Below are 25,456 nucleotides of genomic sequence, written 5' to 3' on the forward strand. Positions count from 1 at the left end.
GTAATGCTCCTACAACAAGCATCATCACTCGAAAGAGTGAACGCCGGGCAAGACCGGAAGAATATTTGACACGCCGTCGCGGGTGATTTTATGGTCAGCCGGGCGAAGTCCCAGGGCGGTGCTTCGCGCAAGGCGGAGGCGGCATGACGATCTCACCGGACGGCGGGTCGGTGCGGCAGCGGACGCACAGCGCGGCGCGCCGGCCGTGGTCCACCATCCCGGGCGAGCTGGCCGAGAAGCTGGCGCCGCTGTCGGGCGGCCTGGTGCGGGACGTGGTGCGGGAGATCCGCCGGTCCGTGCCCGCGTACGCGCAGCCGCTGGAGGGCAAGTTCCGCGAGGTGCTGGTGGGCGCGGTCGAGATGGCGATCGTGAAGTGCTTCGAGAACATCGCCAACCCGGACGCGGCGCAGGCCGACTGGCAGGCCGTGCTGCGCTACAGCGGGCGGATGGAGTACCTCGAAGGCCGCACCACGGACTCGTTGCAGACCGCGGTGCGGGTCGGGGCACGGGTCGTGTGGCGGCACCTGAGCGAGCACGGCCGCGCCGCGGGCGTCTCCACCGACACCTTGTTCGTGGTGGCCGACGCGATCTTCGCGTGGGTCGACGAGCTGTGCCGGGTGGCCATCGAGGGCTACTCGGAGGCGCGGGCCAACGCCGGCGGCGCGTTGGAGCGCAGGCGGCGGCAGCTGCTCAAGCTGGTGCTGGCCGAGCAGCCGCCGTCGCCGAGGTCGCTCGCGGACCTGGCGGGCACGACGGACTGGCCGCTGCCGGAACGGGTCGCGGTGGTGGCGCTGGAGTACCGGGAGGACCAGCACCGGCTGCCGCCGGTGACGCTGGGCCGTGACGTCCTGGTGGACCTGGAGAGCTCCACGCCGTGCCTGGTGGTGGCCAACCCCGAGGGGCGGTCGCCGCTGGAGCTGCGCGGTCGGCGTGCCGCGGTCGGTCCGACGGTCCCGCTGGCCGAGGCGCGGCAGTCGTCGGCGTGCGCGCGGCGGGCGCTGGGGTTCGTGCGGCGCGGCCTGCTGCCCGCCGTGCCGGTGACGTGGTGCGACGACCACCTGGCCACGTTGGCGCTGCTGTCGGACGAGTTCCTGGTGGGCCGGCTCAGCAGGCGGGCGCTGGGTGCGTTCGACGGCCTGACGGTGAAGCAGCGGGAACGGCTGGAGACGACGTTGCTGGCGTGGTTGGAGACGCGTGGCGGCATCGGCGAGATCGCGAGCCGGCTCGACGTGCACCCGCAGACCGTCCGGTACCGCATGCACCAGCTGGAGGAGCTGCTCGGCGACCGCCTGGCCGATCCCGACGAGCGCTTGGCGCTGGAGATCGCGTTGCGCGCCCGGCGGCTGCTCCGCCGGGCGCGTGACGCTCAGCAGGCGTCGCGCGCGGGCACGCAGGCGGAGCGCGCCCCCAGCCGGGCGAAGGCCTCCGGGTAGGCCGCGACCAGGCCGCGTGCGCCGGCACGGGCGAGGTGCTGGACTTGGCGTTCGCGCCCGGGGCGCACCGGCCTCACGGCACGGATCGCAGGAGGGTGTCCTTCTCGGCGGTCCCCGTTCGTCGTAGTGGTGGAATGCACCGGACGACAGGAGTGACCGATGAAGTACATGCTGCTGATCTGCGTGGACGCCGACATCGAGCCGACCGCGGGCGACCCGACCATCGAGCAGTGGCTGGCCGAGGTCGGGGACAGGCGACTGGACGGCTCCCAGCTGCGGTCGGTGCAGGACGCCACGACCGTGCGGACGCGGGGTGACGAGGTGCTGCTGAGCGACGGGCCGTTCGCCGAGACGAAGGAGCAGATCGTGGGCTACGACGTCGTCGACTGCGCCGACCTGGACGAGGCGATCCGGATCGCCTCGCGGCACCCGTGCGCGCGGTTCGGGTCGGTCGAGGTGCGGCCCTTCTACACCGGATGACGGTCGAGGCGGAGGTCTCGGAGCTGTTCCGGGCCGAACGGGGGCGGATCGTGGCCACGCTGATCCGCCTCACCGGCGACTGGGACCTCGCCGAGGAGTGCCTCCAGGACGCCTTCGCGCGGGCGCTGGAGTGCTGGCCGCGCGAGGGCGTCCCCCACCGTCCCGGCGCGTGGCTGACCACGACCGCCCGCAACCGCGCGCTGGACCGGTTGCGGCGGTCGAGCGTGGAGGCGGCGAAGCTGCGGGAGGTGGCGGCGGTGCCGGACGACTCGCCGGGAGGGGAAGAGGACGACGGCATCGGCGACGACCTGCTGCGGCTGATCTTCACGTGCTGCCACCCGGCGTTGACGCTGGAGGCGCGGGTCGCGCTGACCCTGCGCACCGTCGCCGGCCTGACCACGGCGGAGATCGCGCGGGCGTTCCTGGTGCCGGAGGCGACGATGGCCAAGCGGCTGGTGCGGGCGCGGCAGAAGATCCGCAACGCCCGCATCCCGTACCGGGTGCCCCCTGCCCACCTGCTGCCCGAACGCACGGGTGGCGTGCTGGGTGTGCTGTACCTGCTGTTCAACGAGGGGTACGCGGCCGGCGGTGGCGCCGACCTGTCGCGGCGCGACCTGTGCGTGGAGGCGATCCGGCTGGCCCGCACGCTGGTCGCGTTGATGCCCGATGAGCCGGAGGCGGTCGGCCTGCTCGCGTTGGCCCTGGTGCAGGACTCCCGCCGGGACGCGCGGTTCGACCGCGCGGGCGACCTCGTGCCGCTCGACGAGCAGGACCGGTCCCGGTGGGACGGCGGGCAGGTCGAGGAGGGCGTGGCGCTGCTGGACTCGGCGCTGCGCCGCGGCCGGCCGGGGCCGTACCAGGTGCAGGCCGCCATCGCCGCCTGCCACGCCACGGCCGCACGCGCGCAGGACACGGACTGGCCCCAGATCGCCCTGCTCTACGGCGAACTGGCCAAGCTCGTCCCGTCGCCGGTCGTGCGGTTGAACCGGGCGGTGGCCGTGGCGATGGCGGACGGCCCGGCGGCCGGCCTGGCGCTGGTGGACGACCTCGCCGACGAGGTGACCGGCCACCTGCTCCCGGCCACCAGGGCGGACTTCCTGCGCCGCCTGGGCCGGACGACCGAAGCGCTCGCCGCCTACGAGCAGGCCCGGGCGCTGGCCCCGACCGACGCCGAACGCCGCCACCTCACCCGCCTGATCAGCGCGCTGGGTGGGTGAGGCCGATCCGCCGGGGCCTCGGAAACGCAGGTCCACCAGGTAGTCGTACCCCACCTGGGCGGTGACGAGGGCGTCACGCGGCTGGTCGTTCACGTGGAACTGCCGCACCCCGGGGAAGTGGGCCCGGTGCACCGCCACCGGGTCGACCCCGCCGACCACCGCCGAGTGCAGGTCCAGCTCCAGGTGCACGTTGCGAACGTGCGGCGGGACGGCATGGGTGACTCCTCGATCAGCGGATGATGACCTGTGGCCCAGCTCACGAGCGCCATTCTGTTCAGAATCAACCGAAGTTGACAATGCTTTCGCTGGTTCTAGACAAAAGCTAGGCCCCGGCGGCCGGCAGACCTGCGTCCGCGCGCACGGTCCGTCACTACCGACGCCCTGGTCGGCGGTGGTCCACAATGGTCCGGTGGACGTGCTGCCGTGCGGGCATGCCGCGTACGCCGCCGAGTCCCGTGGCTGCGCGCACCTCGTCGTCGAACGGCCCCCTGACCACTACGGGTGGTTCACCGGGGTCGGCTTGGCCTACGACCGGCTGTGCGAGGCGTGCGCGAAGTGGGAGGACCCGCCCCTGATCGTGCTGTGCGTCGGGTGCGCGGAGCGGGTGGACGACTACAGCGACCTGGTCGGCTGGCTCGGCCGGCCGGAGGTCCGCCGGCACGACACCGATCCCGGCGGCACGTGGACGACCGCGCGGTGCCCGGTCGAGCCGCTGAACGCGTGGTGCGTGGCGCCGTTGCCCGGCGGTTGGCTGGTGCTCGCCGAAGCCGGCCTGGTGCGGGTCGACGAGGCCGGGACGGCGTTCGTCGCGCCGGTGTCGCCGCCCGTCGAACCGGCGGACCTCCGCTCGGCCGACCCGCCGCGCCCGGCGGTGCACGCCTCGCCGGACGGGCGGCACGCGGCGGTGGTCACCGACTTCGGCCGGTACGGCGTCGTGCTCGACCTGGTCGCCGGCACGCCGGTGCTGACCCTGGACCGGGGCGACTACCGCTACCGCCACACGTGCTTCCCGCTGGCGTTCGTCGGATCGGACCGGGACGCGGTCGTCGTCGCCGCGACCGACTGGAACCGGCTCGACGCGTTCGACCTCGCCTCCGGCCGACTGCTCACCGAGCGGGTGACGGCGTGGTCGGGCAACGGCCCGAAACCCGAGCACTACCTGGACTACTTCCACGGCGCGCTGCTCCTCGACCCGTCGGGGCGGTGGCTGCTGGACGACGGCTGGGTGTGGAGCCCGTCCGGCGTGACGCTCGTGCACGACGTGGCGGCGTGGCTGGGCGGTGACGCGCACGCGACCGAGCACGGCAGGCAGCTGGCCGTGCGGGAGGCGTGGGACGTGCCGATGGCGTGGCTGGACGAGCGCACCGCGGTGCTCCAGCCGATCGACCGCCACGACCGGCCGGCGGTGGCCGGCGTCGAGGTGCACGACGTCGTGGACGCGCGGCGGGTGGCGGCGTTCGCCGGTCCGGTCGGGCGGATGTGGGGGCACGACGGCCTGCTCTACGTCGGCGCGTCGGCGGGGCTGGAGGTCTGGGACCCGGTGGACGGCGCGCGGACGGGCGTGGTCGAGGGCTTCACGCCGATCGTGCACAACCCGCGCACCGGCAGGTTCGCCGAACTGGCGGCCGGCCGGCTCAGGACGTGGACCCCGCCAGCACCGTGAGCAGGAATCCCAGCGCTGCGCACGGGCCCGCGAGGCGCGCCGCAGTCAGGGACCGTGCGGCATGATGTCCGGGTGCGCGAGACGACGGCGGGCCCCGCGACCGGCGGTTACCTGAAGGGCCGGATCCGCCGCGAGGACATCATCACGGCGGCGGTCGCGGTGTACGGGGAGGCCGGCTACCACGGGTCGTCGCTGCGCGAGATCGCCAAGCGCGCCGGGATCACGCACGCCGGGTTGCTGTACTACTTCCCCACCAAGGAAGCGCTGCTCGCCGCCGTGCTGGAACGGCGTGACGCGGAGGACGCCGAGCGGGAGCGGCTGGCGGTCGCTCCCGGCGTCGACGTCCTGCGCCACTTCCTCGCCCTGGCCGAGCACAACGTCCGCCACCCCGGCATCGTCGACCTCTACTCGCGCCTGGCCGCCGAGGCCGTCGCCGCGGACCACCCGGCGCACGACTACTTCGTCCGCCACTACCGGGCGGCGCGCGAGGGCGTGGTCGGCTCGTTCCGGGCCCTCGCGGACCGCGGCGAGCTGCGCCCGGGCGTCGACCCGGCGGCGGCGGCGCTGGCGTTCATCGCGTTGATGGACGGCTTGCAGGTCCAGTGGCTGACCACGCCGGACGAGGTCGACCTGGTCGGCTCGTTGCGGTTCTACCTGGGTGGCCTGCTCACCGTTCCGCTCGACTGAGGGTCGGCGCGTGCGGGTCCCAGTCGACCGGCAGCGCGGGCGGCGGCTCGACGGTGCTGCCGACCTCCACCGGGCGCCCGAGCTCGATGGACCGCTCCGCAGCCAGCATGGCGTCCAGCACGTGGTGGGCGAGCTCGCCGGAGGCGCGTTCCGGCTCGCCGGCCCGGATCGCCCGCGCCAGCTCCAGCACGCCCGTGCCGCGCGACGCCGGATGCCCCTGCGGCGCAAGCGTTTGCACGCCGTCGAACAGGTGCAACGCGGTCGGGCCTGCGAAACCGTTCGGGTCCGGCAGCACGGCCGTGCCCAGCGTGCCGGCGACCTCCACGAAACCCGTGCGCGACAACGCCGAGTCGAAGCTGAACACGGCCTGCGCGGTGCCGCCGCGCTCGAACTCGACCAGCGCGGTCACCGTGGTGGGCACGGTCACCGCGAACTCGACGCCCGCGCGCGGCCCGGAGCCGATCACCCGCGTGTCCCGCGCCCGACCGCCGGTGGCGGTGACCCGGCGGATCGGGCCGAGCAGGTGCACCAGCCCGGTCAGGTAGTACGGGCCCATGTCGAGCAGCGGCCCGCCGCCCGCCTGGAACAGGAACTCCGGCGCGGGGTGCCAGCTCTCCGGACCCGGCGTCTGGAACAGGGCCAGCGCGGTGCGCGGCTCGCCGATCCGACCGGCGTCGACGGCCCGCCGCGCGGTCTGCCACCCGGCGCCCAGCAGGGTGTCGGGCGCGCACGCGACCCGCAGACCCCGTCGTGCGGCCAGGTCGAGCAGGTCGCGCGTGCCCCGCAGGTCCAGCCCGAGCGGTTTCTCCACCCACACGTGCTTCCCGGCCTCGATCGCGGCCCGGCTGACCGCGACGTGCGCGGCGGGCACGGTCAGGTTGACCACGATCCCGATGTCCGGGTCGGCCAACAGCTCCTCCACAGTGGACGATCGCGGCACGCCGTGCCGGGCCGCCCGCGCCGCCGCGCGTTCCGGGTCGAGGTCGGCGACGGCCGACACCCGCAGGTCGGGGAACGCGGTCAGGTTGCGCAGGTACTCCTCGCTGATGACGCCCGTGCCGACGACCCCGACGCCGACCGGGGCGCTCACGCCGCGACCCCGGCGAGGAACGCGTAGCTCTGGGCGAGGGCGGCGAACACGTCGCCGTCGTAGGCGTCGAACTCGACCACGCGCAACGCGTCCGGCGCGGCGGCCAGCACGTCCGCCACCGGCACGCGCCCCTGTCCGGCCGGGACCTGGCCCGACGCGTCCCGCGCGAGGCCGCCGTCCTTGACGTGGATCGCGTGCACCCGGTCGCCGAGGCGGCGCAGCAACGCGGGCGCGTCCTCACCGCCGACCGTCGCCCAGTAGGTGTCGACCTCCAGCACCACCTCGGGGTCGAGGTGGTCCGCCAGCAGCTCGAACGCGCTGCGACCGTCGATCCGGGACGCCAGTTCCCACCAGTGGTTGTGGTAGCCGACGCGGACGCCGTGGTCGGCGGCGATCCGGGCGGCGGCGTTGAGCGCGGACGCGGTGGCGGCGACGTCGGCCGGGTCCCGCCACCGCTCCGCGTCCACGTGCGGGTCGATCACGACCTCGATGCCGCACTCGGCCGCGGCGGCGAAGACGGCGGGCTGGTCCGCGCCGATGAGCCGCGCGTGCGCGGTCGGGGCGGTGAGGCCGTGCTCGGGCAACGCGGTGCGCAGCACGTCGACGTTCTCCAGGACGCCGTAGGGCTCGACGCGGGTGAAGCCGATCGCGGCGAGGCGTCGCAGGGTGTCGGGGGGATCGGCCGCGAACGCGTCGCGGACGGAGTACAACTGCACGGAGGTTCTGCTCATCACGGGCTCCTGACGTCGTCGTCGGCATGCGTGGAAGCGCTCCCACAGATTTCTACCACTTGGTAGAAATCTGCGCCACGACCGAACGCCGTCACCCGACCGTGAAACGGACTTGAACCTGACGTCGCGTGAGGTTCTAGGGTCTGTGCCATGAGCGCGAAGGGGGGCCTCGACCAGCCGCGGTGGAGCGTCGGCGCGCTGGCCAGGGTCGCCGGGATGACGGTGCGGACGCTGCACCACTACGACGAACTGGGCCTGCTCCGGCCGAGCGAGCGCACGGCGTCCGGGCACCGGCGCTACACCGAGGCCGACCTGCACCGGCTCTACCAGATCCGGCTGCTGCGGCAGCTCGGCATGTCGTTGGAGGAGATCGGCGGCGTGCTGTCCGGCGCGTCCGACGCGGGACCGCTCGGCCGGGTGCTCGCCGCGCACCTGGAACAGCTGGACGAGCAGGTCTGGCGGCTCAACGCGTTGCGCCGCCGGACGAGGGGGCTGCTCGCCCAGCTGACCGGACCGACCCGGCCGGACCCCGACCGGCTCCTCGCGTTGCTGGGCAGCACCACGATCTTCGACGGGCACCTCACCCGGGAACAACGCGACTTCCTGGACGAGCACGCGGTCGAGATCGGCCCGCGCGCCCGCGAGAGGCTCGACGAGGAGTGGCCCGACGTGCTCGCGAAGGTGGTCGGGCACTACCGCGCGGGCGACCCGGTGGACGACCCGGAGGTCCGCCGGACCGCTCGACGCCTGGTCGACGTCGGTGAGACGTTCGCCGCGGGCGACCGGGAGATCCTGCGTTCGATGGGCGCGTTCTTCCGGGAGAACGGCCGCGGCGTGCTGCGGGACGTGCTGCCGGGTCAGCCGGTGGACGACCTCGGCGACGGTCTGTGGGACTACGTGGCCCGCATGTACGCGGCGTTGTCAGCCGACTGAAGAACCGCTCGGAATCAACAGGGGGAGAAATGTCTTGCAGGACAAGTGCGTCCGCGGCGGCCCTGGTGGTCCTCGCCGCGACGCTGACCGGCGTCGCCGGGGCGGAAACGGGCCCGGACCCGGGTTCGACCTCGAACCCGGGTCTGGCCTTGGACCTGCCCGCGCCGACCGGCCCGCACCGCGTCGGCGTCACCGCGCTGCACCTGGTCGACGCCGACCGGCCGGACCCGTGGTCCGCCGACGGCCGGCCCCGCGAGGTGGTGGTCTCGGTGCACTACCCGGCGCTGGACGTTCGCCACCACCCGGTGGCGCGGCAGCTGACGCCGGGCGCGGCGGCGGCGTTCCCGTCGTTCGTGCCGTGGGGGTTCGCGCACCTGCCGACGAGCGGCGTGGACTGGGCCGCCACCCCCACCCACTCGCACGTGGACGCGCCCGCGCTCCCCGTGCGCCGACCGGTCGTGCTCTACAGCCCCGGGTTGGTCGAGCCGCGCGCGTTCGGCGTCGGCACCGCGGAGGAGCTGGCGAGCCGCGGCTACGTCGTGGTGACGATCGACCACCCCGGTGAGACCTTCACCGTCGACCTGCCGTCGGGGCCTCGACCGGTCGGCCTGCCCGGCGATCCCAGCACGGATCCGCGGCTCTACGAAGCGGTGATCGCCACTCGGCTCGCGGACACGGACCTCGTGCTCGACCGGCTGGAGGTCCTGGCGGCGGGTGGCAACCCCGACGCCGAGGGCCGTGCGCTCCCCGAGCACCTCGGTCGTGCCCTCGACCCGCGCCGGGTCGGCATGTACGGCCAGGGACTGGGCGGCACGATCGCCGCCGAGGCGATGTACGAGGACCAGGGCCGCCGGATCGACGCGGCGATCAACCTGGAGGGCTTCCTGGACTACCACCCGGAGCGGCCCGGCCAGGACGGCGAGCTCCTGCCTGTCGCACGGCACGGGGTGGACCGGCCGTTGCTGCTGGTCGGCACGGCAGGCTTCCAGAACGACCGGTACCGGCGCGCGTGGTCGGCGGTGCTCGCGCACGGCCACGTCCGGCAGCACGTGATCGCCGACGCGAACCACTGGACGTTGACCGACTTCGCCGCCATGGTGCCGCGACTGCACGCGGCGGGCTTGGTGGACGACGCCGGGCGCGCGGCGATGGTCGGCACGCTCGACCCGGCCGTCGCGGTGCCGACCGTGCGCCGGCACGTGGTGTCCTTCTTCGACCGCACCTTGCGGTAGGCGCGCGGGGCCGTCGCCACGGCGGTCAGTCGGTCGGCCGTGGCGCCGGTGGCCCGTCGACGGCCGGCGACGACGACGGCCTCGACCGGTCGGTGCTACTCGACCGGCCCGCGGCGGGTCGCGTGAGTGATCAGCTCCGCCAGCGGCGCCTTGGCGGCCGGGTTCATCGACGACGAGCGCACCACGCCCGACGCCCGGTCCGCGCGGATCTTGATCAAGTGCTCCACCCGGGCCACCGCGCCGGTCGCGAGGACCACGTCGCGCAGCCGCGCGGCCCGCTCCTCGTCCAGCTCCGGATCCCCGTGCAGGGTCGAGATCACCTCGCGCTGCGCGGCGGTGGCCTGCTGCCGGGCCAACGCCATCAGCACGGTCGGCTTGCCGCCACGCAGGACTTCCAGGGAGGGCTCACCGGTCACCCCGGGCTCGCCGAACACGGCGAGCAGGTCGTCGCGCAGCCGGCACGCCTCCCCGACCGGCCGCCCGTACGCGCCGCACACCCGCGTCAACGCCGTGCCGCCACCGGCCAGCGACACCCCGATCCGCAACGGCAGCTCGACCGCGTACCGGGCGGTCTTGAGCCGGATCACCCGCCACGCCGACCGCACCGGGTCCGCCGCGGCGCGCGGGTCGCCGCCGAGGTCGAGGTACTGCCCGGCGATCAGCTCGGTGCGCATGGTGTGCAGCAGCACGCGCACCTCGCGCCACCGCGTCCGCTCGACGTCGGCCCGGTCCAGCAGCTCGTCGGTCCACGTGGAGCACAGGTCGCCCACCAGGATGGCCAGGTTCACGCCGAACCGCTCGGCCGCCGACCCGTCGCGGTCGACGCCGGTGAACCGCCCGGCGAGCGCCCGGTGCACGGTCGGCCGGCCGCGCCGCAGCTCGGCACGGTCCATGATGTCGTCGTGCACCAGCGCGAAGGTGTGGAACATCTCCAACGCCGCGCCGGCCCACACCACCGCGGGGTCGTCGGGCGAGCCGCCCGCGGCGAGGAAGCCGCAGTGGCAGGACAAGGGGCCCAACCGCGCGCCGCCGGCCACGAACCCGCGCAGCACGTCCACCAGCGGCGGCAGGCACGGGTCGGGCGCGGTGCGCGCCTTCTCCGCCAGGAAGCGGTCGAGCGTCGCGTCCACCCCGGCGCGGACGCCGACGAGGTCGCCGCGCACGGCGTCGGTGACTGTCATGGAACCTCCACGAGCGCGAACAGGACCGGGTTCCGACGGGGACGCGGGGCGCGGCGGGTGCACACGGTCGCGGTCCGGCGGTCGGCCGTGGTCACCTCCCGGCGCTCCCGAAGCTAACACCGGCGGGGCGGGACCGGCGGCTGACGACCCGTTCGGGGCCGTCCCCGGCCCTCGACACGGGGTGGCGCGAGCCCGACGACGCCGAGGAGTGCCGGTTCCCCGTTTCCCGCGAACCACACGCACACGTCCGTGTGGCGCCCGTGATCCCGTTCGCGTGAAACCCGGCGGCCCGCTTGTCCCGGCCGGCCGGGTGCGGCACGTTCGCCTCACCTCACGTTGCCGAGGCCTTCGCACCGCCTGGAGTGGCCTGATGACCGACACCACCACCCTGCCCAGAGCCATCCGGCCCCCCGCGTCGCGGATCACCGGTCCGGCCGACCTGCGCGGCCTGTCGCGCGGCGCGCTGGACGAGCTGGCGCGTGTGCTCCGGACACGCCTGGTCGAGGCGGTGGGCCGCACGGGTGGCCACCTCGGGTCGAACCTCGGGGTGGTCGAGCTGACGCTGGCGCTGCACCGGGTGTTCCGATCGCCGCGCGACCGGATCGTGTTCGACACCGGACACCAGTCCTACGTGCACAAGATGCTCACCGGCCGGGCCGAGGGCTTCGTCGACCTGCGCCGCGAGGGCGGCCTGTCCGGTTACCCGAGCCGGGCGGAGTCGCCGCACGACCTGGTGGAGAACTCGCACGCGTCCACCGCGCTGTCCTATGCGGACGGTCTGGCGCGGGCGGCGCGGCTGCGCGGCGAGCACGACCGGCACGTGGTGGCGGTCGTCGGCGACGGCGCGCTCACCGGCGGCATGGCGTGGGAGGCGTTGAACAACCTGGGCGGCGTCGACCACCCGGTGGTCGTGGTCCTCAACGACAACGGCCGGTCGTACGCGCCGACGGCGGGCGCGGTGGGCAGGCACCTCGCCGCCCTGCGCGCGGGCGGTGGCGGCGACGTGTTCGCCGCCTTCGGGTTGCCCTACCTCGGCCCGGTCGACGGGCACGACGTCGTCCGGGTGGAGGAGGCGTTGACCGCCGCGAAGGCGTTGGGGCGACCGGTCGTCGTGCACTGCGTGACCGAGAAGGGCAAGGGTCACCCGCCGGCGGAGAACGACCCGGTGGACCACCTGCACGCCGTGCCCGCGCCGTCGGCCCGCCGCGGTCCGGGGTGGACGTCGGTGTTCGGGCAGCACCTGCTGGTGCTCGCCGACCGGCACCCCGACCTGGTGTGCCTGACCGCGGCCATGCCGGACCCGACCGGGCTGACCGCGTTCGCCGAGGCGTTCCCCGACCGGGTGCTCGACACCGGGATCGCCGAGCAGCACACCGTGACGTGCGCGGCGGGCCTGGCCATGGGCGGGCTGCGGCCGTTGGTGGCGGTGTACTCGACGTTCCTGACCCGGGCGGCCGACCAGGTGCTGATGGACGTGGCGCTGCACCGGCTGCCAGTGACGTTCGTGCTCGACCGGGCCGGGGTGACCGGCGAGGACGGTCCCAGCCACCACGGCGCGTGGGACCTGGCGCTGCTGCGCGGCGTGCCCGGGATGCGGGTGGCCGCGCCCCGCGACCGGGCCAGGCTGCGCGAGCTGCTGGACGAGGCGGTCGCCGACGACGGACCGACCGCGGTCCGCTTCCCCAAGGGCACGATCGGCGCGGACGTCGCCGCGGTGGACCGGCTCGGCGGGGTGGAGGTGCTGCACCGCCCGTCGCGGCGGGACGTGCTGCTGGTGACCGTCGGCGGGCTCGCGTCCGACGGGGTGGCCGCCGCCGTGGCGCTCGCCGGCGAGGGCATCGGCGTGACCGTGTGCGACCCGCGCTGGGTGACTCCGGTCGACCCGGCGGTGGTGGCGTTGGCCGCCGAGCACCGGGTGGTGGTGTGCGTGGAGGACGGCGTGCGCGGCGGCGGGATCGGCGAGGCGGTCGCGGGCGCGCTGCGCGAGGCCGGGCTGAGCCGCCGGATCCGCGTCCTGGGGCTGCCCGACGACTTCCTGCCGCACGGCTCGCGCGCCGACATCCTGCGCATGCACGACCTGGACGCCGCCGGCATCGCCCGCACGGTGGCCCGCTTCCTTCCGGGGTGGACCTCGTGAGCACCGCGCGACGCTGCCGACGCCACGCGGGCCGTCACCGACGTTGGGCCGTCACCGACGCCCGGTCGCGGACACCCTCGGACGTGACCGACGGAGCGAATCGGGAGTTCCCGGGGTCTCGTGCACGGCGATCTCCCCAAGTCCACCCGGATCCTCCCCGTCATCGAACCTCATCGGCCGGATCGGTGGCCGACCGGGGAAGAATGTCCGAGGGGCACGACTCTGGGGAGGATGGCATGGCGGACGCGCCGGTGGCGGTCGTGACGGGCGGGAACAGGGGTATCGGGCTGGAGGTGTGCCGGCAGCTGGCGTCACTGGGCCACGTCGTGGTGCTGACCGCGCGTGACGCGGACAAGGCCCGGTCGGCGGCCGAGCGGCTGGGCGTCGACCACCACCGGTTGGACGTGACCGACGACGCGTCGGTGGCCGCGCTGGTCGAGCACGTGACCACGCGGCACGGTCGGCTGGACGTGCTGGTGAACAACGCGGCCATCCACTACGACACCTGGCAGCGGGCGTCCTCGGCCGATCTGGGGGTCGTCCGTGAGGCCATGGAGACCAATTTCTACGGACCGTGGCGCACGGTCCTCGGCCTGCTGCCGCTGCTGCGGGCGGCCCGGCGCGCGCGGGTGGTGAACGTGTCGAGCGAGGCCGCGTCGTTGGCGTCGATGGGCGGCGGGACACCGGCTTACGGGACGTCGAAGGCGGCGTTGAACGCGTTGACCTTGACGTTGGCCGCCGAACTGCCCGCGATGAAGGTCAACGCGGTGTGCCCGGGGTGGGTCGCCACGGACATGGGCGGACCCGGCGGGCGGCCGGTGGCGCAGGGCGCGGCGAGCGTGGTGTGGGCGGCGACGCTGCCCGACGACGGGCCGACCGGCGGGTTCTTCCGCGACGGGAAGCGGGTTCCCTGGTAGCGCGCCGGGGTAACCCGGCGGCATGAAGTGGCGCAGCGGTGTGGCGGCGGCGGTGCTGGTGGCGGTCGGGGTCCTGGTGGCGGCGTTCTTGGTGGTGCCCCGGTTGCTGACGGGCACGGACACGATCGACCGCAGCCAACCGGCGTTGTTGCAGTCGTTGCGGGACCTGAGCCAGTACCACGCGTCCGTGGGCGAGTTCCAGGTGGTGCTCGACATCGAGCGCGACGTCCGGTACGTGCCGTCGGCGTTGGCCGGGCAGCGGACGCTGTTCGTGGCGGCCGGGACGGTGAACGCCTACGTGGACTTCGGCGGGTTGGCCGAGGGCGCCTTGGAGGTGTCGCCGACGACCGCGTCCGGCGAGGCGCGGAAGGTCCGGCTGGCGCTGCCCAAGGCGGTGCTGGACAAGCCGAACCTGGACCAGGAGCGGTGTTACGTGTTCGCGCAGGAGCGCGGGCTGCTCGACCGGCTGACGTCGTTGGTGCAGACGCAGGACCAGCAGCCGTTCTACGTGGCGGCGGAGCAGAAGATCTCGGACGCGGCGCGGGAGTCCGGGCTGCTCCAGCGGGCCGACGACAACACCCGCAAGATGCTGACCGGCATGTTCGGCGCGCTGGGCTACCAGGCCGAGTTCACGAGCCTGGACTGACCTCCGCCGCCGGGAGCCACCCCGCCAGGCCGTCGAGGATCACGCCGAGCCCGAACGGGAACTCGTCGGCGAAGTCGTGGCCCGGTCGCAGGACGTGCTCGGTCGCCATCTCCACGAGGTGCGGGTAGGCGCCCTCCGCGAACCGGGCCATGATGTCCTCGGTCACCTCGGTGGCGGAATCGGGGCCGGTGAACGGGAGCGCGGCCTCCTGGAGCGCGAACCCGTAGACGTAGCTGTCCAGCAGGGCGCAGGCGTGGGCGGTCATGGCGACCGGGAAGCCCGCGCGGCGCAGGGTGCCGATGGTCGCGTCGTGGTGCCGCAGCGTCGCCGGGCCGGGCGCCTTCCGCGACTCCAGCAGGCCGATCGCCCACGGGTGGCGCTTGAGCACGTCCCGCGCGGAGTGCGCCCGCTTGACCATCTCCTGCCGCCAGTCGCCGCCGGGGGTCGGCAGCTCCATCCGGCCGAAGACCAGGTCCACGATCCCGTCGAGGATCTCGTCCTTGTTCCTGACGTGGTGGTAGAGGGACATCGGCTTGACCCCGAGCGCGTCGCCGAGGGACCTCATGGTCAACCCCGCGATCCCGCCCGCGTCGGCGATGGCGACGGCGGCGCGCAGCACGCGTTCCCGGGTCAGCGGTGCTCCTGCCTTCGACATCCGACCTCCGTGGCGACTGGTGCGTGGTGCGTGCGTACTAAGTAAGGTACCGTCCGCCTTACTAAGTAAGGTCGGCACCACCGTCGAAGGGGAACCCCATGTCATCGAGAGCCATCGGCCGGGCCATGGGGACGCTGTTCCTCTTGGCGTTCGTCGCGTACGGCGCCGGCGCCGCCCTGGTCGGCTCGGGGTCGAGCGCGCTGGTGGCCGCGGGAGCCCTGCTCATGCTGCTGAACTCCGCCGTCGTGGTCGGCATCGGCGTGCTGGCGTTCCCGGTGCTGCGACCGCACGGCGAGCTCACCGCGCACGCGTACCTGGTCGGCCGGGCGGTGGAGGCGGTGCTGCTGGCCGTCGGCGTCGTGTTCGTGCTGCTGCCGGCGTCGGCCGGGGTGGGGGTGGCGGGCAACCACTACAGCTACCAGGTCGCGATGACGGCCGTGGGCGCCGTGGGCGTGCTGTTCTGCCGCGTCCTGCTCCGCGCCCGCCTGGTGCCCCGCGCCGTCGCGGTGTGGGGTGTGGTCGGCTACGCCGTCTTCCTGCTGGGCGCGGTCCTGGAGGTCCTCGGCTTCGGCGTCGGCGTGGCGCTCTCCGTCCCGGGCGGCCTGTTCGAGATCGCGCTGGGCGTCCTGCTCATCGCCAAGGGCTTCACCCGGTCCGCGGTCGACCGGGAACCGGCGATGGCGGGTTAGCGCATCCGCGCGCCGCCCGCCCTGGCCAGGGCGCGGGGTGCCGGAGGACACCGGGGCGCCGGCCCGGTTCGGCGTATGCTGCCGGACGATGAGGCGCAAGCTCCGACCGCCGCTGGACCAGCGCCACGGCCTCGACCCGGCCCGGCTGCGGTTCCCCGACGACGGGCCGTGGGCCACGGTTCGCGATCACCTGGTCGAGCGGCTGCCCCGGGTCGCGCCCGAGCGGATCGACCTGATGCTCGCCGAAGGCCGCGTCTACGACCTCACCGGCCCCATCGCGCCGGACGCCCCGTTCACGCCCGGCGGCGCGGTGTGGTTCCACCGCGACCTGCCCGACGAGGTGGCGGTGCCGTTCGAGATCCGGGTCGTGCACCGGGACGACGCCATCCTCGTGGTCGACAAGCCGCACTTCCTGGCCACCATCCCGCGTGGCAGGCACGTGGTCGAGACCGCGCTCGTGCGGTTGCGCCGCGACCTCGGGCTGCCGCACCTGACCCCGGCGCACCGGCTGGACCGGGTGACCGCCGGGCTGGTCATGTTCGTGGTCGAACCGACCCTGCGCGGCAAGTACCAGACCCTGTTCGCGGACCGCGCGGTGCGCAAGGAGTACGAGGCCATCGCGCCGCACGACCCCGCGCTGACCCTGCCGACCCACGTGAGCAGCCGGATCGTCAAGGTCAAGGGCGTCATCACCGCCCAGGAGGTGCCCGGTCCGCCGAACGCCGAGACGCGGGTCGAGCTGGTCGAGCACCGCGCCGGCTGGGGCCGCTACCGGCTGGCACCCCTCACCGGCCGCACGCACCAGCTCCGCCTGCACATGGCCTCGCTGGGCGTGCCGATCCGCAACGACGACTTCTACCCCGTCCTGCGCGAGAAGCCCCTGGACGACTTCACCGACCCGCTCCAGCTGCTGGCGAAGGTGCTCGAGTTCACCGACCCGGTGACGGGCGAGCACCGTCGCTTCACCAGCGGCCTCCGGCTCGACCTCTAGTGCCGTGACCGGCGCTAGTCGAGGTAGCCGAGCATCTGCGCGATCTGCGCGGTGCGGGACTGGAAGATCCGCTCCGCCAGGTCCTTCGCCTGCGGGTTGACGCCGCCCTCCTTCTCCAGCTTCGCCATCGCCACCGCGTTGTGCTGGTGGCCGATGAGCAGGTTCAGGAACGCCCTCTCGAACTCGCCCGCGCCGGTCGCGGCCACTTCCGCGATGGCCTCCGGGCTGGTCGAGTGGTCACCGCCGTGGCCGGCGTGCAGCTGCGGGCTGTCCCCCGCCGTCTCCGGCTGCTCCCAGTCCGCCAGCCACTTCGTCATCGAGTCCACTTCGGACAGCTGGGTGACCTCGATGGCGGCGGCCAGGGTCTTCACCTCGGCGCGCACGGGGCCGTCCTCGGCCAGGCGCGCGATCTCCAGCCCGGCCTTGTGGTGCGGCACGGACATCTGGAGGAACATCACGTCGGTTTCGTTGAACTCGTCGGTCTCCACCACGGTCGACACGGGCGGCGGCGCCGCCGTGGGCGTGGTGGAGCCGCAACCGGCCAGCACGAGCACGCCGGCCACCAGGGCTGCGAGGCGTCGCAAGGTCGTCCTCCTTCACCGGACGGCCCGCCCGCGCCGTCACAGGGTCGGCGCGGACGGGCTGCGGTCACATCGGCTCCGCGTCAGGGTTTCAGAGCCGCTGCCACAGGGACGCGGTGTTCGGCGGCTCCCAGCCCACGAGGGACGTGTGGGCTTGGATGCAGCGGTAGTTGACGCCGCCGTACGTCACCTGCGAGCCGACCGGGTACGCGGTGTTGGCCGCCCACGTGCCGCCCACCGGGGGTGCGGTCGTGGTCGTCGTGGGCCGCGTGGTGCTGGTCGGCGTGGTCGTGCTGGTCGGCGTGGTCGTGGTGGTCGGCGTGCCGCCACCGGACCCCACCTGGAGGTCGACGCACGAGTAGAACGCCATGGGCGTGTCCGCGATGTTCCAGACCGCCAGCAGCTTGATCCGGCCGGTGCGACCGCCCAGGCTCACGTTGTGCGTCACGGTGGCCGCGGGCTGCCGGCCGCCGTCGTTGAACTCGGCGATCTTCGAGCCGCCGACGAAGTACTGCCACGTGGTGGTCGAGTGCCGGGCGGTGAGCGTCCAGTTGAACGTCACGTTGTTGCCCACCGAGGTGGTGGGCCACGCCCGGCTGTCGTCGCTGAGCTGGGCGAACTGGCTCAGGCCGGCGTGGCAGTTGTTCTGCCCCTTGGCCCCTTCCACGCTCTGCGGCTCGTAGACGATCGGGCCGCAGTTCGAGACCCGGCCCTGCGCGCACATCGCTTGCCTGCTGGGCGGCGACGAGATGTAGCCGTGCGCGCTCGCCGTTCCCGCCGACATCACGACGAAGAACGGGGTGATGCCCACGGCGGCCAGTACCACCGCGAGCTTGCGTTTCAGGCTCATGTGTCCAGCTCCTTCGGAGGAAACCCGGGAGGGGTCTCCAAGGCAGGGTCCATTTCCGCGGCGGCCGGAACACGCGACGCGTGACGAGCCGGGAACGGTCCGTCACACCACGCGATGTGGTCTAGACCATAATCGGGAACGGCAGCCGGGTCAAGGATCTGAACCGAGTGGTCCAGCCGCCCGTAACCCCGACTGTGAACGCACATCCCGGTAGGCGTGCCACCGCGCTGGTCGCGGCCGTCGTCGCGGCGCTGACCGCGCCGTGGCCCGCCGTCGCCCAGCCGACCGCGTCGGACGCGCTCGCGACGTACGAAGAGCTGTCGCGCGAGGCCGAACGGCTGCACGAAGAGCACCTGAGGGCGCAGGACGACCTCAAGGCCAAGCAGGGCGAGCTGGACCGCGCCAACGCCGACCTCGCCGACTCGGCGCGGCTCGGCGACCGGGCGAGAGCCGACCAGGAGGCGTTGCGCGGGCAGGTCGACCTGCTCACCGAGGCGTCGTTCGAGGGCGCGCGGTTCACCCGGCTCTCCGCGCTGCTGGTCAGCGATTCGCAGCAGGACTTCCTGGACCGGATGAGCGCGATGGGCGTGCTCGCCGCGGACAACGACGAGGCGTTGGGCCGGCTGTCGGCCGCCGTCGACGACGCCGCGCGGGCCACGGCCGGGGCGCAGGACGCGCAGCGACGCGCGGCCACCGCCGCCGGCGAGGCGGAACGACTGGTCACCGACCTCGCCGCCCGCGAGACGGCGGTGGACCGGCAGGTCGAGGACGCGCGGGCGCAGTACCGGGCGCTCAGCCCGGCCGACAAGGCGGTGCTCGCGTCCCCCGGTGACACCTCCGACGTCGCCGTGCCGCCGGGAGCCGCCGGCGTGGCGCTCGACTTCGCCCTCGCCCAACGCGGGGAGCAGTACGTGTTCGGCGCCGACGGACCCGACGCCTGGGACTGCTCCAGCCTCACGCAGGCCGCCTACCGCGAGGCGGGCGTGACGATCGGGCGCACCACGTACGTGCAGGCCACGGCGGGTCGGGCGGTGACGCGGGCGCAGGTCCAGGCCGGCGACCTGATCATCTACTACGCCGGCCAGTCGCACGTGGCGATGGCCGTGGACAACGCGCGCGCGGTGCACGCGTCGACCGAGGGCGTTCCCGTGAAGATCGCCGCCATCGACTCGATTGGTCCGATCAGTGTGATCCGACGCCTGGTTGGTTGACACTGGGCCGCATGGAGGAGCACAAGGTCATCGCGGACGACGGCCGCGTGGTGTGGGCAGCCGACTCGGGCCGCGCCGGAGCGGGGCTCGCCGTCCCGGGACGGGGCGAGCCGCTGGTGCTGTGCCACGGCGACCCCGGGCCGTGGGACGTGTTCGAGGGTCTCGCGGACCTGCTGGCCGACCGGGTCCGGGTGATCCGCTGGGACCAGCGCGGTGGTGGCCGGTCCGAGCGCGAGGGGCCGTACCCGGTGGCCCGGACGCTCGCCGACCTCGACGCCGTCAGGGTCCACTTCGGACTGCCGAGGATGGCCCTGCTCGGCCACTCCCGGGGCGCGGACGTGGCGCTGCACTACGCGTTGGCGCACCCGGACCGGGTCTCGTCGCTGGTCTACGTCTCCGGCACCGGGTTGGGGCAGGGGTGGCGCGAGGAGTACCGCCGCAACCGCGCCGAACGGCTGGGCGAGCCGGACGTCCCGGGCCCGATCGGGCGGGACGCGGCGGTCCGGCCGTGGACGGCGGACTTCGCCGACCCGGCGACGGCGCGGTGGCGGGCCGAGGAACCGGCCACGCCGTGGTTCGGCGTGGACGAGGAGGCCAACGCCGCGTTGAACGCCGAGTCGCACGCGTGGGACGAGGCGGAGCTGATCGCGCGCTGCCGCGGGCTGGACGTGCCGACGCTGATCGTGGACGGCGCGGCGGACGTGCGGCCCCGGTGGTCGGTGGACTCGCTGGCCGACGCGCTGCCGGACGTGGCGCGGGTCGTGCTGCCCGGCGCGGGTCACGTGCCGTGGGTCGAGTCGCCGGGGTCGTTCGGGTGGGCCGTGCTCGCGCACCTGGGCCGGTGACGCGGGACGGGGGCCGCCGCGCGACCCCCGCCACCACGCCGCTCAGCAGTACAGGTTGGCGCCCGCGGGCACGCCCAGGATGGCGACGAACCGCTGGTAGGCGTCGACCCGGCTCTGGACCTGCGCCGGGTTGCGCCCGCCGCACTCCAGCGACCCGTTGATGCTGCGGATCGTCTCGCCGAAGCCGTACCCGTTGACCATCGCGTTGTGCGGGGTCATCGTGCCCGGGCCGGACTGGGTGTTCCAGTACCAGAGGGCGGTCTTCCAGGCCACCGAGGCGTCGTTCTGCACCAGCCACGGGTTGGTCAGCAGCGGCAGGCCCAGCGCGTCGCCCGCCGCCTTGTAGTTGAAGTTCCAGCTGAGCTGGATGGGACCGCGGCCGTAGTAGGCCGCCTGGCCGGCGGGGCAGCCGTAGGGCTGGCCCGCGTCGCAGTAGTGCGGGTAGTTCGCCTGGTTCTGCTCGACGATGTGGACCAGGCCGCCGGTCTCGTGGTTGGCGTTGGCCAGGAACGCCGCCGCTTCCTGCTTGCGGACGGTGTCCGAGCCGGTCTTGGCGAACCCGGGGTACGCGCCGAGTGCGGCCGTGAGCCCGGAGTAGGTGTAGAACGCGTTCCGGTTCGGGAACATCTGCTGGAACTGCGCCTGGCTCACCGCGAAGCCGCCCGGCACGGGGGTGCTGGTCGTGGTGGTCGGGGTCGAGCCGCAGTCGTGGGGGTTCCAGTACCAGGTGCTGATGATCGGGTCGTAGCCCGGGTTGTCGTGCTCGGCGACGTAGTACTTGCCGTCGGTGTAGCGCACGACGCTGCCGGCGGTGTACCACTGGCCCTGCACCCACGCGGGGTAGTCGCAGGCGGGCGGCGGCGTCGTGCCGCCACCGCAGGCGCCCTGGTCGGCCCAGACCGCGGCCGAGCCGGGGGTCTCGTTCTGGGTCCACCACTGGGCCCGCCAGTTGTGCCCGCCGTGCGACGCCGTCGTGCCGCCGGTGTAGACGGCCGACGAGGTCCACGCGGACGCACAGGCCGCGGCGGACGCGGAGTTGGCCACCACGACGGTCAGTGCCGCCCCGACCACGAAAGCGGCGATCGCCGCCACTGCGCGGAATCTCGACACAAGAATCACTCTTCTCCGTTCGAGCGCCCTCGGACGTGTGACGGGGGCCACTCAACCGGAAATGGTCTACACCAGTCAAGAGCAAAGGCGAATCACTCGCACATTTCCGCCGATTCCATGGGAGCGCTCACACGGACGGGTGGTCGACCATCGCGCGGGCGGCGCGACCGCCGGTGTTGAATGGCGACGTGCAGTGGACGCGGTACTGGCGCGCGGCGGATGAGCCGGTCGAGGCGATGCACGCGCACTTCACGTCGCACCGGTACCACCGGCACAGCCACGACGCCTACTCGTTCGGCGTGACCGAGCAGGGGGTGCAGGCGTTCCGGTGCCGGGGCGGCGCGCACACCAGCGCGGCGGGCGAGGTGCTCGCGTTCAACCCCGACGAGGTGCACGACGGCCGCACCGCCACCGAGGACGGCTTCACCTACCGGATCGTCCACATCGGACCGTCGCTGGTCGCCGAACTGCTGCCGCGCCTGCCGCTGTTCCGCGACCCGGTGGTGCACTCGCCGGCGCTGGCCGACGCGCTGCGCCGCCTGCACGACGCCCTCCCGGACGGCCACCTGGCCCGCGACGAGCACCTGACGCACGCCGTGCTCGCGATGGCGGCCCACGTCGTGCCGCTGCCCACGACGACGACCCGGCCACGGGGCGACGCCTCCGCCGCGCGCGACCTGATCGAGGCCCACTACGCCGACGACGTCACCACCGGGGAGCTCACCAGGGCGACCGGCCTGAGCAGGTTCGCGCTCTACCGGGCGTTCCGCGCCGAGTACGGCCTCTCCCCCAGCGACTACCAGCGCCAACGCCGCCTCCGCGCGGCCAGGCGGCTGCTGGCGGACGGCCACCCGGCGGCCGAGGCGGCGGCGCTCGCGGGGTTCGCCGACCAGGCGCACCTGACCCGGTGGTTCCGCCGCTGCTACGGCATCACCCCCGCCGCGTACGCCCGTTCCGCGCGCTGAGGACGCGGCGCGGAGCGTTGACGCGCGACCGGACGCGGACCGCGACGACCTTACGGGTGAACGAGGGCCACGATTCGGGCGAACGCTTCACATAACTGTGTTGTGTTTTCGTCCGATCGCCGCTCGACCGGGTGTCACGCGCTGGGGACACTGATCACATGCCGCACATCGAGTTGGACAACGCCCTGCCCGGGATGGCCGGGCTGATGAACTACCGCCCCGAGACGGGCCGCCCGCTCTCCGAGCTCACCGAGGTGCTGCTGCGCGGCCCGAGCGACCTGACCCGCGGCGAGCGCGAGCTGATCGCCACGCACGTCTCCGAGTTGAACAAGTGCAAGTTCTGCGCGGGCTCCCACGGCGCCTTCGCCGCCGCGCAGCTGCCCGAGGACTACGAGCACACCCCCAAGATGGTGGCGCTGCTCGACATCGCCACGGCGGTGACCGACAGCGGGCGCGCGGTGACCGCCGAGCTGATCGCGAAGGCGAAGGAGAACGGGGCCACGGACGTCGAGGTGCACGACACCGTGCTGATCGCCGCGATGTTCTGCGCGGCCAACCGCTACGTCGACGGGCTGGCCACGTGGGCGCCCGACGACCCGGAGGCCTACCAGCGGATGGCCGAGAGGATCGTGCCCAACGGCTACACCTCGATCATCGGCATCAGCTGACGCGCCGGAACTCCGCCCACCACCGGTTGTCGGTGCGGTCGACCAGCACGGCGCGGAGGTCGTCGTCGGCGTACGACTCGACCTCCGCGCGCACCAACGGCCACGGCGGGCCGGCCACCGGCCCGTCGTCGTCGCGGGCGTGCGCCAGCAGGACGAACGTGCCGCCGGGCGCGACGAACCGGCGCATGGCGGCGATGGCGGCCGGCCGCACGTCGGCGGGCAGCGCCTGGGCGATCAGCACCTCCACCACCACGTCGAACGCGCCCCACCACTCGGCGGGCGGGTCGAGCAGGTCGGCCACCACGAACCGCGCGGCCGGGAACCGCTCCGCCGCCACGCCCACCGCGGTCGGCGAGATGTCGAACCCGAGGGTGTCGAAGCCCAGGCCGGCGAGGAACCCGGCGTCCTGCCCGTACCCCGCGCCGATGACGAGCGCGCGCTTGCCCGTGCCGTCCACGCCCTCGAAGCGGTCCAGGATCAGCCGGTGCGGCTCCTCGCGGTGCCACGGCACGTCCACCTCGCCGCGGGCCGCGGCGGCGTAGAGCCGTTCGAACGCCGTGCTCGCGTCCACCGTCCCGAGCCGCCGGATCCGCGCCAGAACCTCGTCGCGTCCCGGCTTGACCGAGTCGGTGTGCGCCACGATCGCCGGGACGACCACGTCCCAGACGCCGGGCGGCAGCTCGTGCCCGCAGTCCTCCAGCAGCAGCAACCGTGCGCCGGGCACCTCGCGCGCCATCGCCTCGCCGTGCCCCGGCGGGGTCAGCGGGTCCACGTCGCCGTGCACGACCAGCGTGGGCGCCGTGATCGCGCCCAACCGCGGCCGCCACGACTCGATGCGGTCGATCCGGAAGTGGTTGCCGCTCGACGCGATGTCCCGCGCCCGGTCGAACACCCGTCCCGCCGTCGCGCGCGCCGCGTCCACGTCCACCGGTCGCGGCCCGGCGTAGGGCCGATCAGCCGCCGCCAGGTGCTCAACCGCGGCGGCGCGGTCGGTCCAGTCGGGCGCGGGCGGCGCGCCGGCGGCGAAGTGCTCCAGCAGCGCGGGCGACATGGGCGGCAGGTCCGGCGCGCCGGGACCGGCCGGGCTGGTGGCGATCAGCGTCAGCGACGCCACCCGGTCGGCGGCGTCGAGCGCGAGGAGCTGCGCGAGGCCGCCTCCCATGGAGATGCCGACGACGTGCGCCCGCGCCACCGCCAGGGCGTCCAGCACGCCGACCGCGTCCGCCGCCAGGTCCGCGAACCCGTAGCCGGGCTCACCCACCGGGTACGTCACCGACTGCCCGGTGTCGCGGTGGTCGTACCGGATGACGTGGCGCCCGCCGGCCGCGAGCCGCGCGCAGAAACCGTCGGCCCACGACAGCATCGACCCGGTCGCACCGGCGATGAGCAGCACCGCCGGGTCCGCCGGCGTGCCGAAGGTCTCCACGCACAGGTCGACGCCGTTGGCCCGCACGATCCGCTCGGTCACGCGGCCACCGTAGCGCGCGCGACCAGCTCGGCCTGCCGGAACCGGTCCTCGGTGAACGGCATCGCGACCACCCGGTCCGCGCCCGCCTCCGCCAGCCGGCCGAAGTGGTCGCGGGCCCGCTCCACCGACCCGGTCACGAGCACCTCCCGCGCCTGCTCCTCGGTCAGCCCGTAGTCGGTCATCGACCGGATCCGGTGCTCCACCGCGGACCCGGGCACGTCGCCCAGCGCCACGCCCACCCCGACCGTCACCCCGCACACCGGCCGACCGCGCTCCTCCGCCAGCTCCCGCAACCGCGCCACCCCCGACGACACCGCCCGGAGCGGCACGAACGCCGGGTACCAGTGGTCGCCGAACCGCGCCGCCCGCCGCAACGCGGCCGCGCCGCCACCGCCGACGAGCACCGGCGGCACCACCGCGCCCGGCGACAGCACGACGTCCGCGCCGTGCACCCGCGCCGCGTCGCCCCGCACCAGGTCCGGCAGCACGGCCAGCGCCTCGTCCGTCCGCCTGCCCCGCTCCGCGAACGGCACGTCGACCGCGCGCCACGCCGCCTCGCCGTGCGCCTCGCCACCGCTGCCGACGCCGAGCAGCACCCGTTCCCCGGACAGGTGCTGGAGGGTGGCGACCTGCTTGGCCGCCCAGGCGACCGGACGCAGCGGCAGGACCATCACGCCGAACCCCAGCTTGACCCGATCGGTCGTGGCGGCGACCGCCGCGAGGACCAGCGTCGCGTCCAGGAACGGGGCCACCGGGACCAGGTGGTCGCCGTGCCACACCGACTCCAACCCCAGCCCTTCGGCGTGCCGCGCGTGCTCCACCGGGTCGGTCCCGAATCCCGGCAGGGTGATCCCGACGTCCATCACCGCATCTCCACGATCATGCTCACAGCCTGTGACCTCAAGTTAACCGGAGGTCAAATCCAGGCTTGTGAATGTGCGACGAGTCACTCTAGAGTCCCTGGGAGCGCTCCCAGGGAGCGCTCCCAGAAGCGTCGTCAACCGTCAGAGCAGACGGAGGAGACCCAAGTCCATGAGATCGCTCCCTTCTCCCCGGTGGCGCCGCCAGGCCACCGC

The 25,456-nt window shown here is 73.8% G+C and carries 26 protein-coding genes; 17 read left to right on the forward strand and 9 right to left on the reverse strand.

The window, feature by feature from the left end:
• The first annotated feature begins 143 nt into the window (after nucleotides 1–143).
• The 6 genes from ACQPYE_RS30865 to ACQPYE_RS30890 all read left to right on the forward strand — a co-directional run bounded on the left by ACQPYE_RS30865 (nucleotide 144) and on the right by ACQPYE_RS30890 (nucleotide 5,480).
• Complete coding sequence (locus ACQPYE_RS30865; RefSeq protein ID WP_498716435.1) at nucleotides 144–1,433, forward strand: PucR family transcriptional regulator; 1,290 nt, start codon at nucleotides 144–146, stop codon at nucleotides 1,431–1,433.
• 159 nt (nucleotides 1,434–1,592) lie between these two features.
• Nucleotides 1,593–1,913: a YciI family protein gene (locus ACQPYE_RS30870; RefSeq protein ID WP_498716437.1), complete on the forward strand. Its 321-nt coding sequence runs from the start codon at nucleotides 1,593–1,595 to the stop codon at nucleotides 1,911–1,913.
• Nucleotides 1,910–3,130, forward strand: a complete 1,221-nt coding sequence (locus tag ACQPYE_RS30875) for an RNA polymerase sigma factor (protein ID WP_498716439.1) — start codon at nucleotides 1,910–1,912, stop codon at nucleotides 3,128–3,130. Before ACQPYE_RS30870 ends, ACQPYE_RS30875 begins: the two co-directional genes overlap by 4 nt.
• 93 nt (nucleotides 3,131–3,223) lie before the next feature.
• Nucleotides 3,224–3,370 (forward strand): hypothetical protein, encoded by a 147-nt coding sequence (locus tag ACQPYE_RS30880; RefSeq protein ID WP_498716440.1) that lies wholly within the window; start codon nucleotides 3,224–3,226, stop codon nucleotides 3,368–3,370.
• A gap of 169 nt (nucleotides 3,371–3,539) precedes the next feature.
• Complete coding sequence (locus ACQPYE_RS30885; protein WP_498716442.1) at nucleotides 3,540–4,793, forward strand: YncE family protein; 1,254 nt, start codon at nucleotides 3,540–3,542, stop codon at nucleotides 4,791–4,793.
• 72 nt (nucleotides 4,794–4,865) lie between these two features.
• The gene (locus ACQPYE_RS30890; RefSeq protein ID WP_498716444.1) at nucleotides 4,866–5,480 is read left to right on the forward strand and encodes a TetR/AcrR family transcriptional regulator; all 615 of its coding nucleotides are present in this window, start codon (nucleotides 4,866–4,868) and stop codon (nucleotides 5,478–5,480) included.
• On the opposite strand, the gene ACQPYE_RS30895 is transcribed toward ACQPYE_RS30890, so the two are convergent.
• Nucleotides 5,461–6,570: a Gfo/Idh/MocA family protein gene (locus tag ACQPYE_RS30895; protein WP_498716446.1), complete on the reverse strand. Its 1,110-nt coding sequence runs from the start codon at nucleotides 6,568–6,570 to the stop codon at nucleotides 5,461–5,463. The two genes, ACQPYE_RS30890 and ACQPYE_RS30895, sit on opposite strands and share 20 nt — an antisense overlap.
• Complete coding sequence (locus ACQPYE_RS30900; protein ID WP_498716448.1) at nucleotides 6,567–7,301, reverse strand: sugar phosphate isomerase/epimerase family protein; 735 nt, start codon at nucleotides 7,299–7,301, stop codon at nucleotides 6,567–6,569. Before ACQPYE_RS30900 ends, ACQPYE_RS30895 begins: the two co-directional genes overlap by 4 nt.
• 150 nt (nucleotides 7,302–7,451) lie before the next feature.
• Between ACQPYE_RS30900 and ACQPYE_RS30905 the strand changes: the two genes are divergently transcribed.
• Both ACQPYE_RS30905 and ACQPYE_RS30910 read left to right on the forward strand, forming a co-directional pair.
• Nucleotides 7,452–8,234, forward strand: a complete 783-nt coding sequence (locus ACQPYE_RS30905) for a MerR family transcriptional regulator (RefSeq protein WP_498716449.1) — start codon at nucleotides 7,452–7,454, stop codon at nucleotides 8,232–8,234.
• A 29-nt stretch (nucleotides 8,235–8,263) separates the two neighbouring features.
• Complete coding sequence (locus ACQPYE_RS30910; RefSeq protein ID WP_498716451.1) at nucleotides 8,264–9,466, forward strand: alpha/beta hydrolase; 1,203 nt, start codon at nucleotides 8,264–8,266, stop codon at nucleotides 9,464–9,466.
• 95 nt (nucleotides 9,467–9,561) lie between these two features.
• Here the strand turns inward: ACQPYE_RS30910 and ACQPYE_RS30915 are convergent, their stop codons facing one another.
• Nucleotides 9,562–10,647, reverse strand: a complete 1,086-nt coding sequence (locus tag ACQPYE_RS30915; protein ID WP_498716453.1) for a polyprenyl synthetase family protein — start codon at nucleotides 10,645–10,647, stop codon at nucleotides 9,562–9,564.
• A 370-nt stretch (nucleotides 10,648–11,017) separates the two neighbouring features.
• Between ACQPYE_RS30915 and ACQPYE_RS30920 the strand changes: the two genes are divergently transcribed.
• The 3 genes from ACQPYE_RS30920 (at nucleotide 11,018) to ACQPYE_RS30930 (ending at nucleotide 14,347) form a co-directional block, all read left to right on the forward strand.
• Entirely contained in the window at nucleotides 11,018–12,784 is a 1,767-nt protein-coding gene (locus tag ACQPYE_RS30920; protein ID WP_498716455.1) for a 1-deoxy-D-xylulose-5-phosphate synthase, read from the forward strand.
• Nucleotides 12,785–13,020: 236 nt separating this feature from the next.
• Nucleotides 13,021–13,701 (forward strand): SDR family oxidoreductase, encoded by a 681-nt coding sequence (locus ACQPYE_RS30925; protein WP_498716457.1) that lies wholly within the window; start codon nucleotides 13,021–13,023, stop codon nucleotides 13,699–13,701.
• 22 nt (nucleotides 13,702–13,723) lie between these two features.
• On the forward strand, nucleotides 13,724–14,347 hold the full coding sequence (locus ACQPYE_RS30930) for a DUF4230 domain-containing protein (protein ID WP_498716459.1): 624 nt from the start codon (nucleotides 13,724–13,726) through the stop codon (nucleotides 14,345–14,347).
• Here the strand turns inward: ACQPYE_RS30930 and ACQPYE_RS30935 are convergent.
• A complete protein-coding gene (locus ACQPYE_RS30935; RefSeq protein WP_498716460.1) occupies nucleotides 14,331–15,002 on the reverse strand; it encodes a TetR/AcrR family transcriptional regulator in 672 nt (223 codons plus the stop codon). The genes ACQPYE_RS30930 and ACQPYE_RS30935 overlap by 17 nt on opposite strands.
• A gap of 98 nt (nucleotides 15,003–15,100) precedes the next feature.
• Between ACQPYE_RS30935 and ACQPYE_RS30940 the strand changes: the two genes are divergently transcribed.
• Both ACQPYE_RS30940 and ACQPYE_RS30945 read left to right on the forward strand, forming a co-directional pair.
• Entirely contained in the window at nucleotides 15,101–15,691 is a 591-nt protein-coding gene (locus tag ACQPYE_RS30940) for a DUF4386 domain-containing protein (RefSeq protein WP_498716462.1), read from the forward strand.
• A gap of 88 nt (nucleotides 15,692–15,779) precedes the next feature.
• Nucleotides 15,780–16,682, forward strand: a complete 903-nt coding sequence (locus ACQPYE_RS30945) for an RluA family pseudouridine synthase (protein ID WP_498716463.1) — start codon at nucleotides 15,780–15,782, stop codon at nucleotides 16,680–16,682.
• A gap of 14 nt (nucleotides 16,683–16,696) precedes the next feature.
• On the opposite strand, the gene ACQPYE_RS30950 is transcribed toward ACQPYE_RS30945, so the two are convergent.
• Both ACQPYE_RS30950 and ACQPYE_RS30955 read right to left on the reverse strand, forming a co-directional pair.
• Nucleotides 16,697–17,266, reverse strand: coding sequence for a DUF305 domain-containing protein (locus ACQPYE_RS30950; RefSeq protein ID WP_498716465.1), 570 nt, complete (start codon nucleotides 17,264–17,266; stop codon nucleotides 16,697–16,699).
• Between the two features lie 88 nt (nucleotides 17,267–17,354).
• Entirely contained in the window at nucleotides 17,355–18,113 is a 759-nt protein-coding gene (locus ACQPYE_RS30955; RefSeq protein ID WP_498716466.1) for a lytic polysaccharide monooxygenase, read from the reverse strand.
• A gap of 194 nt (nucleotides 18,114–18,307) precedes the next feature.
• Between ACQPYE_RS30955 and ACQPYE_RS30960 the strand changes: the two genes are divergently transcribed.
• Together ACQPYE_RS30960 and ACQPYE_RS30965 are read left to right on the forward strand one after the other, a co-directional pair.
• A complete protein-coding gene (locus ACQPYE_RS30960) occupies nucleotides 18,308–19,324 on the forward strand; it encodes a C40 family peptidase (RefSeq protein ID WP_498716468.1) in 1,017 nt (338 codons plus the stop codon).
• Between the two features lie 11 nt (nucleotides 19,325–19,335).
• The gene (locus ACQPYE_RS30965) at nucleotides 19,336–20,169 is read left to right on the forward strand and encodes an alpha/beta fold hydrolase (protein ID WP_498716469.1); all 834 of its coding nucleotides are present in this window, start codon (nucleotides 19,336–19,338) and stop codon (nucleotides 20,167–20,169) included.
• A 42-nt stretch (nucleotides 20,170–20,211) separates the two neighbouring features.
• Here the strand turns inward: ACQPYE_RS30965 and ACQPYE_RS30970 are convergent, their stop codons facing one another.
• On the reverse strand, nucleotides 20,212–21,279 hold the full coding sequence (locus ACQPYE_RS30970; protein ID WP_498716471.1) for a glycoside hydrolase family 19 protein: 1,068 nt from the start codon (nucleotides 21,277–21,279) through the stop codon (nucleotides 20,212–20,214).
• 188 nt (nucleotides 21,280–21,467) lie between these two features.
• On the opposite strand from ACQPYE_RS30970, the gene ACQPYE_RS30975 reads away from it, so the two are divergent.
• Nucleotides 21,468–22,244, forward strand: a complete 777-nt coding sequence (locus tag ACQPYE_RS30975; RefSeq protein WP_498716473.1) for an AraC family ligand binding domain-containing protein — start codon at nucleotides 21,468–21,470, stop codon at nucleotides 22,242–22,244.
• A gap of 158 nt (nucleotides 22,245–22,402) precedes the next feature.
• Complete coding sequence (locus tag ACQPYE_RS30980) at nucleotides 22,403–22,912, forward strand: carboxymuconolactone decarboxylase family protein (protein ID WP_498716474.1); 510 nt, start codon at nucleotides 22,403–22,405, stop codon at nucleotides 22,910–22,912.
• Here the strand turns inward: ACQPYE_RS30980 and ACQPYE_RS30985 are convergent.
• Nucleotides 22,905–24,380, reverse strand: coding sequence for an alpha/beta fold hydrolase (locus ACQPYE_RS30985; RefSeq protein WP_498716476.1), 1,476 nt, complete (start codon nucleotides 24,378–24,380; stop codon nucleotides 22,905–22,907). The two genes, ACQPYE_RS30980 and ACQPYE_RS30985, sit on opposite strands and share 8 nt — an antisense overlap.
• Nucleotides 24,377–25,243 (reverse strand): LLM class flavin-dependent oxidoreductase, encoded by an 867-nt coding sequence (locus ACQPYE_RS30990; protein WP_498716477.1) that lies wholly within the window; start codon nucleotides 25,241–25,243, stop codon nucleotides 24,377–24,379. The genes ACQPYE_RS30985 and ACQPYE_RS30990 overlap by 4 nt, the downstream gene beginning before the upstream one ends.
• Between the last annotated feature and the right edge of the window lie 213 nt (nucleotides 25,244–25,456).

It is taken from the genome of Actinosynnema sp. CA-299493 (assembly GCF_050946825.1).
Lineage (GTDB): Bacteria > Actinomycetota > Actinomycetes > Mycobacteriales > Pseudonocardiaceae > Actinosynnema.

Bases quoted from the DNA above. Each gene is read 5' to 3' on its own strand.
- ACQPYE_RS30965 (WP_498716469.1), top strand. From the start codon at position 19,336: ATGGAGGAGCACAAGGTCATCGCGGACGACGGCCGCGTGGTGTGGGCA.
- ACQPYE_RS30940 (WP_498716462.1), top strand. From the start codon at position 15,101: ATGTCATCGAGAGCCATCGGCCGGGCCATGGGGACGCTGTTCCTCTTG.
- ACQPYE_RS30865 (WP_498716435.1), top strand. From the start codon at position 144: ATGACGATCTCACCGGACGGCGGGTCGGTGCGGCAGCGGACGCACAGC.
- ACQPYE_RS30955 (WP_498716466.1), bottom strand. From the start codon at position 18,113: ATGAGCCTGAAACGCAAGCTCGCGGTGGTACTGGCCGCCGTGGGCATC.
- ACQPYE_RS30945 (WP_498716463.1), top strand. From the start codon at position 15,780: ATGAGGCGCAAGCTCCGACCGCCGCTGGACCAGCGCCACGGCCTCGAC.
- ACQPYE_RS30910 (WP_498716451.1), top strand. From the start codon at position 8,264: ATGTCTTGCAGGACAAGTGCGTCCGCGGCGGCCCTGGTGGTCCTCGCC.
- ACQPYE_RS30935 (WP_498716460.1), bottom strand. From the start codon at position 15,002: ATGTCGAAGGCAGGAGCACCGCTGACCCGGGAACGCGTGCTGCGCGCC.
- ACQPYE_RS30875 (WP_498716439.1), top strand. From the start codon at position 1,910: ATGACGGTCGAGGCGGAGGTCTCGGAGCTGTTCCGGGCCGAACGGGGG.
- ACQPYE_RS30930 (WP_498716459.1), top strand. From the start codon at position 13,724: ATGAAGTGGCGCAGCGGTGTGGCGGCGGCGGTGCTGGTGGCGGTCGGG.
- ACQPYE_RS30980 (WP_498716474.1), top strand. From the start codon at position 22,403: ATGCCGCACATCGAGTTGGACAACGCCCTGCCCGGGATGGCCGGGCTG.
- ACQPYE_RS30915 (WP_498716453.1), bottom strand. From the start codon at position 10,647: ATGACAGTCACCGACGCCGTGCGCGGCGACCTCGTCGGCGTCCGCGCC.
- ACQPYE_RS30905 (WP_498716449.1), top strand. From the start codon at position 7,452: ATGAGCGCGAAGGGGGGCCTCGACCAGCCGCGGTGGAGCGTCGGCGCG.
- ACQPYE_RS30920 (WP_498716455.1), top strand. From the start codon at position 11,018: ATGACCGACACCACCACCCTGCCCAGAGCCATCCGGCCCCCCGCGTCG.
- ACQPYE_RS30925 (WP_498716457.1), top strand. From the start codon at position 13,021: ATGGCGGACGCGCCGGTGGCGGTCGTGACGGGCGGGAACAGGGGTATC.
- ACQPYE_RS30990 (WP_498716477.1), bottom strand. From the start codon at position 25,243: ATGGACGTCGGGATCACCCTGCCGGGATTCGGGACCGACCCGGTGGAG.
- ACQPYE_RS30870 (WP_498716437.1), top strand. From the start codon at position 1,593: ATGAAGTACATGCTGCTGATCTGCGTGGACGCCGACATCGAGCCGACC.
- ACQPYE_RS30900 (WP_498716448.1), bottom strand. From the start codon at position 7,301: ATGAGCAGAACCTCCGTGCAGTTGTACTCCGTCCGCGACGCGTTCGCG.